The 15,642-nt window shown below is 68.8% G+C and carries 16 protein-coding genes; 12 read left to right on the plus strand and 4 right to left on the minus strand.

What is annotated here, in order from left to right:
- Positions 1–61 precede the first annotated feature (61 nt).
- The 6 genes from E3T22_RS11815 (at position 62) to E3T22_RS11840 (ending at position 7,959) form a co-directional block, all read left to right on the plus strand.
- Complete coding sequence (locus E3T22_RS11815) at positions 62–1,213, plus strand: ROK family transcriptional regulator (protein WP_134480645.1); 1,152 nt, start codon at positions 62–64, stop codon at positions 1,211–1,213.
- Between the two features lie 119 nt (positions 1,214–1,332).
- Complete coding sequence (locus E3T22_RS11820; protein ID WP_134480646.1) at positions 1,333–2,535, plus strand: LLM class flavin-dependent oxidoreductase; 1,203 nt, start codon at positions 1,333–1,335, stop codon at positions 2,533–2,535.
- Positions 2,532–3,173, plus strand: a complete 642-nt coding sequence (locus E3T22_RS11825; RefSeq protein WP_088455698.1) for an FMN reductase — start codon at positions 2,532–2,534, stop codon at positions 3,171–3,173. The genes E3T22_RS11820 and E3T22_RS11825 overlap by 4 nt, the downstream gene beginning before the upstream one ends.
- Before the next feature lie 188 nt (positions 3,174–3,361).
- The gene (locus E3T22_RS11830; protein ID WP_198414997.1) at positions 3,362–4,384 is read left to right on the plus strand and encodes a dihydroorotate dehydrogenase; all 1,023 of its coding nucleotides are present in this window, start codon (positions 3,362–3,364) and stop codon (positions 4,382–4,384) included.
- Positions 4,384–5,412: a dihydroorotate oxidase electron transfer subunit gene (locus E3T22_RS11835; protein ID WP_134480647.1), complete on the plus strand. Its 1,029-nt coding sequence runs from the start codon at positions 4,384–4,386 to the stop codon at positions 5,410–5,412. The genes E3T22_RS11830 and E3T22_RS11835 overlap by 1 nt, the downstream gene beginning before the upstream one ends.
- Positions 5,413–5,670: 258 nt before the next feature.
- Complete coding sequence (locus E3T22_RS11840; RefSeq protein WP_088455701.1) at positions 5,671–7,959, plus strand: polyribonucleotide nucleotidyltransferase; 2,289 nt, start codon at positions 5,671–5,673, stop codon at positions 7,957–7,959.
- Between the two features lie 99 nt (positions 7,960–8,058).
- Here E3T22_RS11840 and E3T22_RS11845 read toward each other — a convergent pair whose 3' ends face one another.
- Positions 8,059–8,538 carry an Lrp/AsnC family transcriptional regulator gene (locus E3T22_RS11845; RefSeq protein WP_088455702.1) on the minus strand — a complete coding sequence of 160 codons (480 nt, stop codon included), beginning with the start codon at positions 8,536–8,538 and terminating at the stop codon, positions 8,059–8,061.
- A gap of 161 nt (positions 8,539–8,699) precedes the next feature.
- Here E3T22_RS11845 and E3T22_RS11850 point away from each other — a divergent pair, with 161 nt between their 5' ends.
- Complete coding sequence (locus tag E3T22_RS11850) at positions 8,700–9,362, plus strand: VOC family protein (protein ID WP_088455703.1); 663 nt, start codon at positions 8,700–8,702, stop codon at positions 9,360–9,362.
- Positions 9,363–9,372: 10 nt separating this feature from the next.
- Here the strand turns inward: E3T22_RS11850 and E3T22_RS11855 are convergent, their stop codons facing one another.
- Positions 9,373–9,876 carry a glutathione peroxidase gene (locus E3T22_RS11855; RefSeq protein WP_088455704.1) on the minus strand — a complete coding sequence of 168 codons (504 nt, stop codon included), beginning with the start codon at positions 9,874–9,876 and terminating at the stop codon, positions 9,373–9,375.
- Positions 9,877–10,140: 264 nt separating this feature from the next.
- On the opposite strand from E3T22_RS11855, the gene E3T22_RS11860 reads away from it, so the two are divergent.
- From E3T22_RS11860 to E3T22_RS11870, 3 genes are all read left to right on the plus strand, one after another.
- Complete coding sequence (locus tag E3T22_RS11860; RefSeq protein ID WP_241983673.1) at positions 10,141–11,169, plus strand: aldo/keto reductase; 1,029 nt, start codon at positions 10,141–10,143, stop codon at positions 11,167–11,169.
- Positions 11,170–11,234: 65 nt separating this feature from the next.
- Positions 11,235–12,602 carry a pitrilysin family protein gene (locus E3T22_RS11865; protein ID WP_134480648.1) on the plus strand — a complete coding sequence of 456 codons (1,368 nt, stop codon included), beginning with the start codon at positions 11,235–11,237 and terminating at the stop codon, positions 12,600–12,602.
- 55 nt (positions 12,603–12,657) lie between these two features.
- Positions 12,658–13,260: a histidine phosphatase family protein gene (locus E3T22_RS11870; protein ID WP_088457927.1), complete on the plus strand. Its 603-nt coding sequence runs from the start codon at positions 12,658–12,660 to the stop codon at positions 13,258–13,260.
- A 20-nt stretch (positions 13,261–13,280) separates the two neighbouring features.
- On the opposite strand, the gene E3T22_RS11875 is transcribed toward E3T22_RS11870, so the two are convergent.
- Together E3T22_RS11875 and E3T22_RS11880 are read right to left on the minus strand one after the other, a co-directional pair.
- Positions 13,281–13,655, minus strand: coding sequence for a nuclear transport factor 2 family protein (locus E3T22_RS11875; RefSeq protein WP_134480649.1), 375 nt, complete (start codon positions 13,653–13,655; stop codon positions 13,281–13,283).
- Between the two features lie 65 nt (positions 13,656–13,720).
- Positions 13,721–14,212, minus strand: a complete 492-nt coding sequence (locus E3T22_RS11880; RefSeq protein WP_088455708.1) for a GNAT family N-acetyltransferase — start codon at positions 14,210–14,212, stop codon at positions 13,721–13,723.
- A 59-nt stretch (positions 14,213–14,271) separates the two neighbouring features.
- Between E3T22_RS11880 and dapB the strand changes: the two genes are divergently transcribed.
- Positions 14,272–15,111: a 4-hydroxy-tetrahydrodipicolinate reductase gene (dapB, locus tag E3T22_RS11885; RefSeq protein ID WP_088455709.1), complete on the plus strand. Its 840-nt coding sequence runs from the start codon at positions 14,272–14,274 to the stop codon at positions 15,109–15,111.
- The gene (locus E3T22_RS11890; RefSeq protein WP_088455710.1) at positions 15,108–15,551 is read left to right on the plus strand and encodes a tetratricopeptide repeat protein; all 444 of its coding nucleotides are present in this window, start codon (positions 15,108–15,110) and stop codon (positions 15,549–15,551) included. The genes dapB and E3T22_RS11890 overlap by 4 nt, the downstream gene beginning before the upstream one ends.
- Positions 15,552–15,642: the final 91 nt, after the last annotated feature.

Here is a 15,642-nt window from a genome sequence, read left to right on the forward strand (position 1 = left end):
CGGGGCGGCTATGTCAAGATGAGAGCCAACCCGATTCGGGGGCCAGGAAAGGGCGACCGCGATGTACGGCAGTACCGGGGCCGCGCCATCGATCGGTGACTCCTCGATGGGCCTCGCGCGTGCCGTTCTCATGCACGGCCCGATCTCGCGCAGCGACCTGGGGCGCCGCCTCGGACTGTCCCCGGCGAGTCTCACCCGGCTGAGCAAGCCGTTGTTCGACAGCGGCCTGCTTGTGGAGGTCAGCGACACCCTGATCAGCGGGGTCGGCCGCCCCACCAAGCCGCTGGATGTGCGCCTGGAGGGTCGCCGCTACGTCGGGGTCAAGCTCACCGGCGACAGCGCCTTCGGCGTGCTCACCGACCTGCGCGTGAACGAGCTCTCCTCGGCCCACCGCCGGCTCGACGGCACTGACGTGGCCGGGGTGGTGCGGCAGCTGCGCTCTCTGGTGCTCGAACTCGCCAACGGTGCGCCGATCACGGCACTCGGGGTGACTGTCGGCGGCCAGGTCATCGGCTCCCGGGTCGTCGCCCGGGCGCCGTTCCTGGCCTGGCGTGACGTGGACCTGGCCTCCGCGCTGGAAGCCGGCCTCGGCGTCCCGGTGCTGGTCGAGAATGACGTGGTGGGGCTGGCCGCCGCCGAACAGTGGTTCGGTGCGGGCCGGGGCACCGCCAGCTTCGCCGTGCTCACGATCGGCGTCGGCGTGGGTTACGGGCTCGTGGTCGACGACCGGGTGATCAGCACCCGGGACTCCGGCCTCGGCCTCGGCGGACACGTGCCGTTGGATGCGAACGGGCCGCTATGCGGCAGCGGACACCGGGGCTGCTCGGACGCCATGCTCACCCAGGGCAGCATCCGGGCGCAGGTGAGCGACACCCTGGGCCGGGCGGTGGAGTACGACGAGGCGCTCGCGCTGGCCGCGGCGGGAGTGCCCGCCGCACTGTCCGTCGTCCAGGCCTCCGGACGCGCCCTCGGCCGCCTGGTGGCCCTGATCGCCAACATCGCGATGGTCGACACCGTCGTGCTCTCCGGCGAGGGCATCGGACTGTGGAAGGTGGTGGCGGACGAGATCGTGGCGGCGGCCCACGGGGACCGCGATGCCGAGGCGACGCCGCTGCAGATCACCGTCGACGACAGCGGCACGTCGTCCTGGGCCAGGGGAGCGGCGGCCGTCGCGATCCAGCACACCCTGACCCGATTCGCCGTGGCGGACTGACCCGACGGGCCGTCAGGACAGCCCTTCCTCCACGCGCGACGCCGGGTCGGGAATAGGATCGGGCCATCCGCCGTTGACACCTATATACATGCAGACGCATTGAGTTTTGGAGGCTGGAAATGCAGTTCGGAATCTTCACGGTCGGGGACCTGACCACCGATCCCACCACGGGTCAGACGCCGACGGAGCACGCCCGCATCAAGGCCATGCTCACCATCGCGCAGAAGGTCGAAGAGGTGGGGCTGGACGTCTTCGCCACCGGCGAGCACCACAACCCGCCGTTCGTACCCTCGTCGCCGACCACGATGCTCGGCTACATCGCGGCCAAAACCGAGCGCATCATCCTCTCCACCGCCACCACGCTGATCACCACCAGTGACCCGGTGAAAATCGCCGAGGACTTCGCGATGCTCCAGCACATCGCCGACGGCCGGGTGGACCTCACCCTGGGCCGCGGCAACACCGGCCCGGTCTACCCCTGGTTCGGCCAGGACATCCGCCAGGGCATCCCGCTGGCGCTGGAGAACTACGCTCTGCTGCGCCGGCTCTGGCGTGAGGATTTCGTCGACTGGGAGGGACAGTTCCGCACCCCGCTGCAGGGCTTCCAGTCCACCCCGCGCCCGCTCGACGGTGTGGCGCCGTTCGTCTGGCACGGCAGCATCCGCAGCCCCGAGATCGCCGAGCAGGCCGCGTACTACGGCGACGGTTTCTTCTCGAACCACATCTTCTGGCCGGCCTCGCACACCGCGAAGATGGTCAAGTACTACCGCAACCGGTTCGAGCACTACGGCCACGGCACCGCCGCGCAAGCAATGGTTGGGCTCGGCGGCCAGGTGTTCATGAGCAAGAACTCACAGGATGCCAAGCGTCAGTTCCGGCCGTACTTCGACAATGCCCCGGTCTACGGCAACGGCCCGAGCATGGAGGAGTTCACCTCGCAGACCCCGCTCACCGTCGGCAGCCCACAGGAGGTCATCGACCGCACCCTCGGCTTCCGCGACTATGTCGGCGACTACCAGCGCCAGCTCTGGCTGATGGACCACGCCGGCCTGCCGCTGAAGACCGTGCTCGAGCAGCTCGACCTACTCGGCGAGGAGGTTGTGCCCGTGCTCCGCAAGGAGTTCGCCAAGAACCGCCCGGCCGACGTGCCGGATGGCCCCACCCACGAATCCCTGGTGCTCGCCGCCTCCCGGGCGCCGGTTGCCGCAGCATCCGCCGGGCGCAATGACCTCGACACCTCCGCCGCCATCGCCCCGCACCGCCGGGCGAGCGGTGCCGCCTTCGGCCTGGCCGGCGCCGGCACGACGGGAGCGCAGCGATGACCGAGCGCACCCTGGCGGTCATCTCCGCCGGGCTCAGCCAGCCGTCATCCACGCGGCTGCTCGCCGACAAGCTCGCCACGGCCACCGTGACGCGGCTGGCCGACGAGGGCGTCAGCACCACGGTGCTGACCTACGAACTGCGTGACTACGCGCAGGACATCATGAACAACATGCTCACCGGGTTCGCCAACCCGCGCCTGGAAGAGATGATCGAGGCCGTCACCGCGGCCGACGGCCTGATCGCCGTCACCCCGATCTTCACCACCAGCTACAGCGGACTGTTCAAGAGTTTCTTCGACGTGATCGACAACCGCTCCCTCACCGACCAGCCGGTGCTGATCGGCGCGACCGCGGGAACGCCGCGGCATTCGCTGGCGCTCGACTACGCGCTGCGGCCGATGTTCACCTACCTGCACTCCGTGGTGGTGCCCACCTCGGTGTTCGCCGCGTCGGAGGACTGGGGCAGCGGTGACGGCGGCCGCGTCGACAGCCGGGTGCAGACCCTGCCGGCCCGGATCGAACGCGCGGCGGGGGAGCTGTCGGCTCTCGTCGCCCGATCCGACCGGTCCAGCCGGGTGCGCGACCCCTTCGAGCTGCCCGCGGACTTCAACCCCGCCGGGATGTTCCCTCCTCGTTAGTCCTGTTCCACGAAAGCGGTCGTGTGGTCAGCTCAGTTCACCGAGGTGACCACACGGCCGCTTTCGCGTGCTTGGGCACTGATCGCGCGTCGCCACCGCCGGGACTTTCGGCTCTGCCCGGTCCTCGGGGCGGGCGGCAGACTGGAGCGCAGTGCGCTGGAGAGAGTGCTTCCGCAGAGACGGAAGCCGTGACAACCGCGCAGACAGACAGGTCTTTCATGGTCGCCCTTCTCGACGGCACCGTTTTTCCGGATGCCCGCGCCGCATTTTTCGCGGCCGATCCCGACCTGCTCGACCCGCCGGGAACCCCGGCCGTGGACCTCTCCGTTCGGATCGGCAGCCTCACGCTGCGCACCCCGGTGATGCCGGCCTCCGGCTGCTTCGGTCCGGAACTGGGCGCGCTCATCCCGGTCACCGAACTCGGCGCCACCGTCACCAAGACCGTCTTCGGCTCGGCCCGCGGCGGCAACCCCGTGCACAGGCTCACCGAGATCCCCGCGGGCATGGTCAACAGCGTCGGCATCCCCAGCCGTGGCCCGGCCGGCTACCTGGCCTCACTTCATCCGCGCTACGCGGCCCTCGATGTGCCCACCATCATCAGCGTCGGAGGCCACCGGCCGAGCGAGTACGCCCCGGTCGTCGCGGCCCTGGGGGAGAACGGCGCCGCCTTCGAACTGAATGTGTCGTGCCCCAACCTCGACCGGGACGGCACCGACATCGGCTCGGATCCGGCGGCCATTCGCGAGGTGGTCGCCGCCGTGCGCCTCGTCACCGTCAAGCCGATCATCGTGAAGCTGCCGGTGCTGGTGGCCTCGATCGCCGACTGTGCCCGCGCCGCCGAGGAGGCCGGCGCCGACGCCGTCTGCGTGGCCAATTCCATTCCGGCGATGCCGCTGGATGCCCTCACCCGCCGCCCGATTCTCGGCAATGTCATCGGCGGATTGTCCGGGCCGTCGATCAAACCGATCGTGCTGCGGCTGGTCTGGCTGGCCTCCCGGGCGGTGCAGATCCCGGTGATCGCCTGCGGTGGGGTACAGACCGTTGACGACGCCCTGGACTACTTCTCGGTGGGAGCCAGCGCCGTGCAGGTGGGCACCGCCAGCTTCGCCCGGCCATTCGCGGCGGTGGAGGTGGCGCGGGGGTTGCGGCAGCGGTGTCAGGACGCCGGGGTCGGCAGTATTCGCGAGTTGCTCGAGTGGGAGGTGTCCTGATGAGCGCTGACGCGAGCCTGGCCTCGGAAGGCGCCCCGTCACCAGGTCTACTTCGACAGGCTCAGCACGGCGTCGACGAGCTCGACCGGCGGGAGGCGTACCGCCAGAGCCGCGAGGCCGCAGCGCGGGCGCGGGCGTTCGCCGAGGCGGATGCCCAGGCGCTCGACGGCCTGGTCTCGGTGCGGCCGCGCCAGACCGTGCCGCGCCCACAACCGGTCTGGGACGACGCCGAGGTGCTCGTGCACGAGCCGGTGGGGGAGCGCTACCGCCGCCTTGTCGTGGCCAGCAGCACCATCGCCCACACCGCGCTGGCCGGACAGTTCCTCATGATCACGGTGCCGCCGCACGCCGGCGACACGATTCTGCTGCCCCGCCCCATGGCCATCCATCGCCGCCGACCGGCGACCGCCGACCGGCCCGGCACCGTGGAAATGATCTACGGCGTCGTGGGCCGCGGCACCCGAGCTCTGGCCGCCGTTCCCGTCGGCGACACCCTGCAGATCACCGGTCCGCTCGGTCGCGGCTTCGAATTCGACAGCGGCACCCGCTCCGCCTTGCTGATCGGCCGGGGCGTGGGAATCTGCGGCGTGATGGGCGCCGCGGAGGACGCCCGCACAACGGGCATCCGCACCACCATGGTGCTCAGCGGACGCAGTGTCGAGCAGCTGCTCGGCCGCGCCGACTGCGCCGAGCTGGGCGTCCGCATCATCGAGGCCACCGACGACGACGGCTCCAGCGACCTGCTCACACTGCAGAACAGCCTCCGCGCACACTTCGACGGTGCCACCCCCGAGCGCACCGCGCCCGACGTGATCATGGTCTGCGGCGCCGGCGTCCTCGCCAGGCTCGCCGCGGAACTCGGCGCGCACTGGCGGGTACCCGTGCAGGCCTCGCTCGAGGCCCACATGGCGTGCGGGCTCGGCTACTGCCACGGCTGTGCCGCCCCGGTACGCACCGACCCGAGCGTCGAAGGCCCCCTGGTCTGCGCCGACGGGCCGGTCTTCGACGCCCGCATCCCTGTCGTTTAACCCCCGCTCTGCTACGCTTGTTCAGGTGGATCTTCGGATCCATCGGTTATACCCGGAGCAGACTGGCAGGACGCTGGTCCTCGGTGGTGGTTTCCCAACGCTCAGCTCGAGACAGAGCGTGTTGGTGAATTTCTACTGGTGGCCAGCAAGGTCAGCGCCCAACACATGTTCGGCAGCTTGTCCTGCCTGTTCCTGCTCCGATGTCCCACTCGCGCGCCACACGGGCAAACGAGTCTAAACAAAGGAGAGAACCCCCATATGGAGGGTCCAGAAATCACGTTCGCCGAAACCGTTATTGACAACGGCAAGTACGGCAAGCGCACCATCCGTTTCGAAACCGGGCGTCTCGCCCAGCAGGCACAGGGCTCAGCCGCTGCCTACATCGACGAAGAGACCATGCTTCTCTCCGCCACGAGCGCCAGCAAGCAGCCGAAGGACAACTTCGACTTCTTCCCGCTGACCATCGATGTCGAAGAGCGCATGTACGCCGCCGGCCGCATCCCGGGCAGCTTCTTCCGCCGCGAAGGTCGCCCGTCGACCGAAGCGATCCTCACCTGCCGTCTGATCGACCGGCCGCTGCGCCCGTCGTTCGTCGACGGACTGCGCAACGAGATCCAGGTTGTCGTCACCGTTCTGGCCATCGCGCCCGACGAGTACTACGACGTCCTGGCCATCAACGCCGCGTCCATGTCGACCCAGATCGCCGGCCTGCCGTTCTCCGGCCCGATCGGTGGCGTCCGCGTCGCCCTCATCCCCGACGACAACGGCTCCGGCCAGTGGGTCGCCTTCCCGAAGCACTCGCAGGTCGAAGAGGCCGTGTTCAGCATGGTCGTCGCCGGCCGCGTTGTGACGGATGCCGATGGCAGCGAAGACGTCGCGATCATGATGATCGAGGCCGAAGCGACCGACAACGCCTGGACCTTGATCCAGGGCGGCGCCATCAAGCCGAACGAAGAGGTCATCGCCGAGGGCATCGAGGCGTCCAAGCCGTTCATCAAGCAGCTCATCGTCGCCCAGCAGCAGGTGGCCGCCGCGGCCTCCAAGCCCACCGGCAACTACCCGCTGTTCCCGCCGTACACCCCGGAGACCTACGACGCCGTCGCAGCCCTGGCCTACGAGGGACTCAAGGACGTCTACGTCATCGCCGACAAGATCGCGCGTCAGGATGCCGACGACGTGCTCAAGGCATCCGTCAAGACCGCCATCGCGGCCAAGGTCGAAGCCGGCGAGCTGCCCGCAACCGCCAACAACCAGGTCGGCGCGGCGTACAAGTCCGTCACCAAGCTCGTGGTGCGCTCACGCGTGCTCAACGAGGGTGTTCGCATGGACGGACGCGGCCTGGCCGACATCCGCCCGCTCGACGCCGAGGTTGCGGTCATCCCGCGCGTGCACGGTTCCGCTATCTTCCAGCGCGGCGAGACCCAGATCCTGGGCGTCACCACGCTGAACATGCTCAAGCTCGAGCAGACCATCGACTCCCTGAGCCCGGTCACCAAGAAGCGTTACATGCACAACTACAACTTCCCGCCCTACTCCACCGGTGAAACCGGTCGGGTCGGTACGCCGAAGCGTCGCGAGATCGGCCACGGAGCGCTCGCTGAGCGTGCCCTGGTTCCCGTGCTGCCCAGCCGTGAGGAATTCCCCTACGCCATCCGTCAGGTCTCCGAGGCGCTCAGCTCCAACGGATCCACCTCGATGGGTTCCGTCTGCGCCTCCACCCTGTCCATGCTGAACGCCGGAGTGCCGCTGCGCGCCCCGGTCGCCGGCATCGCGATGGGCCTCATCTCCGACACCGTCGACGGCAAGACCCGCTACGCGGCTCTGACCGACATCCTCGGTGCCGAAGACGCCCTCGGCGACATGGACTTCAAGGTTGCCGGCACGGCTGAGTTCGTCACCGCGATCCAGCTCGACACCAAGCTCGACGGCATCCCCGCGTCGGTCCTGGCCGGCGCGCTGACGCAGGCGAAGGATGCTCGCACGACGATCCTCGCCGTGCTGAACGCCGCGATCGACAAGCCCGACGAGATGGCACCGACCGCGCCCCGCGTGATCAGCGTGCAGATCCCCGTCGACAAGATCGGCGAGCTCATCGGCCCGAAGGGCAAGATGATCAACTCGATCCAGGACGAGACCGGAGCCGACATCTCGATCGAGGAAGACGGCACCGTGTACATCGGCGCCGTCGATGGTCCGTCGGCCGAGGCCGCTCGCATCATGGTCAACTCCGTCGCGAACCCCACCAACCCCGAGGTTGGCGAGCAGTTCCTCGGAACTGTCGTGAAGATCGCCGCTTTCGGCGCCTTCGTCTCGCTCCTCCCGGGCAAGGACGGCCTGCTGCACATCTCTGAGGTGCGCAAGCTCGCCGGCGGCAAGCGCGTGGAGAACGTCGAAGACGTCCTCGGCGTGGGCCAGAAGGTCCTCGTCGAGATCACCAAGATTGACGACCGCGGCAAGCTTTCGCTCGCCCCGGTCCTCGCCGATGAAGCCGACACGCACGGTCGTGACGCTGCATCCGAGGGACCCGAAGCTCCGGCCGAAGGTTAGTCACTAGTTCTGCCGGCCACCTCTCGCCAGGTGTGCCGGTCAGACGGAAGGCCCGTCCTGCTTCGGCAGGGCGGGCCTTTTCGCGTCTGCAGAATGCAGCTAGCCCGACCTGGGCTGCACGCCCCGCTCCAGCAGGGGAACGATGCGATACGGGATGAGCTCGCCCATGGCGAGGGAGGTCTCGGTGCGTTCGACGCCCTCGCAGGCGAGGATCGTGCGGTCGATCCTGAACAGGTCTTCGGAGTCGGCGCAGGCCACCCGCACCAGCAGATCCGCTGCGCCGCTCATGCCGTGCGCCTGCACGATCTCGGGGATGCGGCTGAGCTCGGCGATGATGTCGGCGGCGCGCTTTTGCACGATGTGGACCTCGATGAACGCGGTCAGCGGATAGCCGAGCACGGCCGGACTGACCCGGCGATCGAAGTCGAGAAACACCCGGGACTCCTCGAGCCGGCTCATCCGGGCCTGCACGGTGTTGCGGGAGAGCCCGAGCGTGTTGGCGAGCCCCACATAGGTGCTGTCGGGGGTGGCGCACAGCGCACGGAGCAACTCGAGATCGACTCTGTCCAAGTGGTGCATACTGCCTGACCGTAGCATGCGCGCTGGCCCCTGAACAGGGCACAGTGCACACCGTGGCCCACATTCGCTGCGCGGGCGGGAAGTCCGCACCGGTCAGCGTGCGGCAAGTCGACGATTCGCCCAGGGTTGACCGGGCCGACGCCGCACGGAAGAGTGGTCGGATGGACGACACCCGCCAGACCCTGACTCCCGCTCAAACCCGATCGGTGCTCTCCGGGGGTGATTTCCTGCATCTGGAGGGAACGCTGTATGCCACCTACCGCACGGCCGATTTCGCCGCGGCCGTGCACCTGGTGGATGCCGTCGCTGCCGACGCCGACGCCCAGAATCATCACCCAGACGTGAAACTGGGTTACGGGTCCGTGGAGTTCGAGCTCACGAGCCACGATGTGGGTGGCATCACCCAACGGGATCTGCGGCTCGCACTGCGCATCCAGGAACTCGCCGCCGAGCAGGAGGCGCACGCCACCCGTCTGGTGCCCAGCCGCGCCGACGTGGCCATCGACTGCGCCGACGCCGAGGCCGTGCGCCCATTCTGGCGGGTGGGGCTGGGTTATGTGGAGTCCGGTCCCGCGGACGACATCGAACTGCGTGATCCTCGCGGCGGTGGCCCCAAGGTGTGGTTCCAGCACATGGAGATCCAACGCACCGAGCGCAACCGCATCCACCTCGACGTGTACGTGCCCGTCGCGGACTGTGAGGACCGGGTGCAGGACATCATCGACGTCGGGGGAGTGCTGCTCACCGACGAACACGCCCCGGACTGGTGGGTGCTCGCCGACCCCGAGGGCAACGAGCTCTGCGTGTGCAGCTGGGACGCCTGACCGGCGTGGCTCAGGCCGCCTCGCGCGCCAGGGCCTTCTCGATCGCGGCGACGAGCTGTGCCGATTCAGGTTCCACCGTCGACGCGAACCTGTCGACGATCACGCCGTCGCCGTTCACCAGGAACTTCTCGAAGTTCCACTTGATCAGCCCCGGCAGCATGCCCTTCCGGAACGCGGTGAGCTGACTGTACAGCGGATGCTGATTCTTGCCGCGCACATCCACCTTGGCGGTGAGCGGGAAGGTGACCCCGAAGTTGAGCTCGCAGAACTGCTGGATGTCCTCTTCGCTGCCGGGTTCCTCGCCCATGAACTGGTTGCACGGCAACCCGAGCACCACCAGGCCGTCGTCAGCGAAACGGCGGTAGAGCGCCTCCAGGCCGGCATACTGGGGCGTGAAGCCGCACTTCGATGCCACGTTGACCACGAGTACGGTCTTGCCGGCGAACCGGCCGAACGTGGTCGGGGTGCCGTCGATGAGGGTGAGCGGGACGCCGTACAGCGGTGAGTCGGACATGCCGGAAACACTACTCCCCGACCCTTCGAGAGAGCTCACCGAAGGCCTATTTTCGGCTAAACGGGGGGTAAAGCCGCACATTTGTGTAACGCTTGCCGCGCGCCCCCGGCGGATTGGCCGGATCGGGTTATTCTCGGCTTTACACGGGTCCGCGCGGCAGCCGCGCTGGTCCGTCCGAGGGGCGGTGAAGGCATGAGAGGCAGCGTGGCGACGGGGCGTGTGTCAACGGGGCATGTGGCAACGGAGCATGTAGCAACGGAGCGGGTGACACCAGACAGCCTGACGACAGCCGATCTCATCCTGCAAACCCGCCCGGTGGAGGTCCAGCACACCGCTCCGGTTCAGCTGCCCGACCACGACCGCCCAGCCGCCCCGGACATCCGGCGCACCATCGGCGACACCGACCTCACCGTGCACCCGCTGGCGCTGGGCTGCAGCGTCTTCGGCTGGACCACCGACGGCGACACCGCCATGGCGATCCTCGACCGGCACTGGGAACTCGGTGGCAACTTCCTCGACACCGCTGACAGCTACGCCGCCGGACGCAGCGAGGTGCTGATCGGGTCGTGGATGCGCACCCGCGGTCTGCGCGACGACACCATCGTCTCCACCAAGATCGGCCGCAACCGCGACAACCCCGGCCTCTCGCCGCGCAGCATCGTCGGTGCGGTGCACGCCTCCCTCGAGCGGCTCGGCACCGACCACATCGACCTTCTGCACTTCCACTACGACGACCTCGACGTGCCGCTGGAGGAGAGCCTCGGCGCCATGGAGATGCTCATCGCCAACGGCACCGTGCGGCACCTCGCGGCGTCCAACTTCACAGCGGAACGCCTGATGGAGGCCCGGGTACTCGCCGCCAACGGCCTGCCCAGGTTCGTGGCCCTGGAGACCCCGTACAACCTGATGAACCGGGTCTCGTTCGAATCGTCTCTGGCCCTGGTCAGCCGGGCGCAGGGTGTCGCGGTGATGCCGTACTTCGCCCTCGCGCACGGCTTCCTCACCGGCAAGTACCACTCCAAAGCCGACCTCACCGACACCATCAGGGCCGGCCGCGCATCGGCGTACCTCAACCGGGCCGGCCTCAAGGTGCTGGGCGTGCTCGAACGCATCGCGGAGGACCACGGGGTGGCGCCGTCGACGATCGCGCTGGCCTGGCTGCTGGCCAAGGACGGTGTCGTGGCCCCGGTCGCCAGCGCGAGCCGGCCGGAACAGGTGGATGCCTTGGTCGCCGCGGCCGCCGTGCGGCTGGGCCGTGCCGACATGGTCGACCTCGACAAGGTGTCGGCCTGACCGGCGCCCAGGCCCGCCGCGTCCAGCGGGGCCCGGTCCCGCCGGTGTCGTAAGGTTGAGGGGATATGAACGGTGCCGTTGAATTTCCCCTTGACCTGACCGAACTCTCGTTTCGGGCCGCTGGTGAGTCCCTCGTCAGGCGCACCGTCCTCCCCAGCGGGGTGCGCATCGTCACCGAACAGGTGCCGGGCAGCCGCAGCCTCACCATCGGCTACTGGGTGGCCGTGGGGTCCCGCGACGAACAGCCCGGTCACTTCGGCTCCACGCATTTCCTCGAGCACCTGCTGTTCAAGGGAACCGCAGAGCGTTCGGCGCTGGACATCGCCATCGCGTTCGACGCCGTCGGTGGCGAACACAACGCCATGACGGCCAAGGAATACACCTGCTACTACGCCAAGGTGCAGGATCGCGACCTCCACATGGCCGTGGAGGTGCTCACCGACATGATCACCTCGTCGCTGCTGGACCCCGCGGAGTTCGAAACCGAGCGCGGCGTCATCCTCGAGGAACTCGCGATGGCCGACGACGACCCGGCCGATGTCGCCAACGAACGCTTCTTCCAGGCCGTCATGGGCGCGCATCCGCTGGGCCGACCCATCGGCGGCAGCCCGGACACCATCCGCGCCGCGACCCGAGACGCCGTCTGGGAGCACTACCGGGCCAACTACCGCCCGCAAGACCTTGTCGTGACCGTTGCCGGCGCCGTCGACCACGACGTGCTCGTGGCCGCCGTCACCCGGTCGCTGCTGCAGGCCGGTTGGGACCTGGGCGAGTACGCCGCACCGGTGGGACGCCGCTCCGGCGCCGCCGCGGTGATCAGCCAGGGCCAGCCCATCAGCGTGGTGCACCGTCCGCTCGAGCAGGCCAACCTGCTGATCGGCGTGCCGGGCCTCGTGGCCGCCGACGACCGCCGCGTGGCGATGAATGTGCTCACCTCCATCTTCGGCGGCGGCATGTCGTCGCGCCTGTTCCAGGAGGTGCGCGAAAAGCGCGGCCTGGCCTACTCCGTCTACTCGTTCGCGCCCGGCTACTCGGATGCCGGCATCTTCGGCATGTACGCCGGCTGCACCCCGGCCAAGGCCGGTCAGGTCACCGAGATCATGCTCGACGAGCTGCACCGCCTCGCCGAGCACGGTGTGACCGCCGACGAGATGAAGCGGGCCTCCGGTCAGCTCTCCGGCGCATCCGCTTTAGCCCTCGAAGACTCCGACACCCGGATGTCCAGGCTCGGCCGCTCCGAGATCACGCTGGGCGAGTTCGTCGACCTCGACGAGGCCCTGCGGCGCCTCGCGCTGGTCACCGCGGACGATGTGAAGCAGCTGGCGGCCGACATGGTCTCCCGGCCGTTCTCCGTGGCCGCCGTCGGCGCCCTCGAGGAGGACGCCTTCGACGCCGTGCTGTCCCGCCGGGCGGCGCCCCTCCCGCCGAACTGATCGGTTCACGGCGAGCCCCGTTCGACTTCTTACGACATCAACCGAAAGGGCGATGATGCCCCAGTACCTCTACCTCGTGCGACACGGTGAACAGCAGGATGCCGAATACGGCCTGCCGGACGGCCCGCTGTCACCGCGGGGCAAGCGTCAGGCGCACCTCATCGCCGAACGCCTGGGCGGGGTGCCGTTCACCGGCGCCTGGCATTCGCCGCTGCAACGCGCCGCGGAGACGGCGGCCATCATCGCCGACCGGCTGCCGTCGCTCACCTCGGAGCCGTCGCCGCTGTTGTTCGACTGCGTTCCCTCCGGCCGGGCGCCGGAGATGCCGAAAGCATACGCGCCGTTCTTCAACTCGGTCAGCGACGACCAGATCGAGGCCGGCCGCGCTCAGATGGAGGACGCAGTCGCGGAATTCCTGCATCCGCACCGGGGTCCCCGACACGACCTGCTGATCACCCACAACTTCGTGATCGCCTGGTTCGTCCGCGAGGTGCTCGGCGCCCCCGACTGGCGCTGGATCAGCATCAACCAGGCCAACTGCGGCCTCACCGTGCTGCAGCAGAAGCCCGGCCGGCCGTGGTCGCTGGTCACCCACAACGATCTCGGCCACCTGCCTGTAGAGCTTCGAACCGGCCTGCCGGACCCGCTGTTGTTCTAGGGGCGAGGCGGTAACCCGCCTCAGTCGAGGATCTTCCAAAAGGAATCCTTGCGGCGGATCTTGCCGGCGGCATCGAATTCGAGCAGGTCGACGCCGCGCACGTCGAGTCGCTGGCCGGACACTGACCTGCCGGTCAGCGTCCACTCGGAGACTCCGAGATCATCACCGCACACCCAGTGCCGGTCGTCGCCATAGTGCACGTCCGGGATGCCCTCGAACCGGCTGGCGAGCCCCGCCCGCACCTCGGCCCTGCCCACGAAACGATTGCCCCGAGGCTTTGCACCCCTGGGCAGGTAGAAGACGCAATCATCGGCGAAATAGCCCATGATCGCGTCCAGGTCGTGGTTGTTGAACGCCGCCAGGAACCCCGTCAGCGTGTCGCGTGTGACCGTCATCTCGACCGGCCTCCTCCTACCGCGCATCTGCGCCGCCTGCTGTGAGAGCAGCCAGCACTGACGGGTCAGGGGGCCGGGGCGAGTACCTTTCGGTACCAGTTCGTGGCGTTCGGGTTGTCGTTGTATGGCGGCACATCCTGATAGCCGGAGCGCTGGTACAGCGCCCCGGCCGCCTCGAGGCTCGAGTTCGTGTCGAGCACCAGCTCCGTGGCCCCGAACGCCCTGGCCCGGGTTTCGAGTTCGGCGAGCAGCAGGGTGCCCCAGCCGCGGCCGCGCACCTCCGGTTGCAACCAGAGGTGTTTCGCCTCGAACCGCACCGCACCATCCGCGCCGTCATCGATTCGACGGATGCCGCCGCAGCCCACGAAGGTGCGCGACCCCTGAGTCTCGCTCACGAGCAGGAACTGGCCGCGCGGCGGGACGAACTGTTCGGGAGCCGGGAACGTGGTGCGATAGCCGCCGGCGGAGGGGAACGTGGACGCGCGATCGCTGAAGTACTGGGTGAGCAGGGTGATGGACCCCGCATCCGTGACGGAGACCGCGGTGAATTCAGGCATGCCCCTAGGGTACGTGCCTCGGTGCCGGGGGCAACCGCCCCGGTTGGTAGATTGGCAGCATGACAACACGGGTGGCCATCGTCGGCGCAACGGGCAAGATGGGCCGCCTGGTCGGCGGCCTGGTCGAGAGTACGCCGGGGTACGACGTGGTCGCCCGGCTTGATTCCACCAGTGCCCTGTCCGAGATGCTCGGTGCGGATGTGGCGATCGACCTCACCGTTCCGGCGGTCAGCCAGGGCGTGGTCGACTTCGCCATCGACAACGGCATCCGGGTGCTTGTCGGCACCTCGGGCTGGTCCCAGCCCCGCATCGACGCGCTCGGCCACAAACTCAAGGGCCGCACGGATGTCGGCGCCGTGATCATCCCCAACTTCTCACTCGGCTCGGTGCTCGGCACGGCCTTCGCGGCCCTCGCCGCCCGATTCTTCGACTCCATCGAGATCGTCGAGGCGCACCAGGCCGGCAAGGTCGACTCCCCGTCGGGAACCGCCGTGCGCACCGCCGAGCTGATGGCCGCCGCCCGCGCCGGCCTCGGCCCGGTCTCCGCGCCGCACGTCGACCAGCGTGCCCGCGGCCAGCAGGTCGCCACGGTGCCGGTGCACAGCCTGCGCTTGGCCGGCGTGCTGGCCCGCCAGGACGTGATCTTCGGCGGCTCGGGGGAGACCCTCACGATCACGCACAACACGCTCTCCGCCGAGGCCTACGAGCGCGGCATCCTGGTGGCCCTGGCCGCCGCCCGCGACTGCGTCGGGGTGACCGTCGGACTCGACCAGCTGATCGACCTGGGGCTCACCGGTGAGGTGCTCGAGCCCGCCGCGGCGTCCGCCGGGTCGCCGGACGAGCCGCCTGCTGGGCCACCGCCGGGCCCCGAGGATGCCGAAATGGAGCCCGGCGAATGAAGGGCCGCATCGCCGTCGTCGTGATGGCACTCCTGCTCGTGTTCTACCTGGTGCTCGTCGGCTGGCGCGCGGTGCTCTTCGTGCAGAGCGGTGACCCTGTCGGCATCCTCATCGGCGTTGCGCTCATCGTGCTGCCGCTGATCGGCGCGTGGGCGCTGGTTCGCGAGATCAGCTTCGGCATCCGGTGCGAACGACTGGTCAAGCAGCTCGACGCCGAGGGTGCCCTGCCGGTCAACGACCTACCCAGCCGCCCGAGCGGCCGGCCATACCGCGAGGCGGCGGACGCTCAGTTCCCGCAGTATCAAGAGGCCGTGGATGCCGCGCCGCAGGACTGGCGGGCCTGGTTCCGCCTCGGCCTGGCCTACGACGCGTCGGGCGACCGCCGCCGCGCCCGCTCGGCGCTTCGCACCGCGATGGCCCTGGAGAAGTCCGCGGCCTGAGCTCGGCGCGTGCGCCGTCGCGCGGGTGCCGCGCCGTCATGCGGGTGCCGCGCCGTTATGCGGGTGGCATGCCACCCGCATAACGGCGCCT

This window comes from Cryobacterium sp. TMB3-10 (assembly GCF_004402305.1).
In the GTDB taxonomy this organism is placed as follows: Bacteria; Actinomycetota; Actinomycetes; order Actinomycetales; family Microbacteriaceae; genus Cryobacterium; species Cryobacterium zongtaii.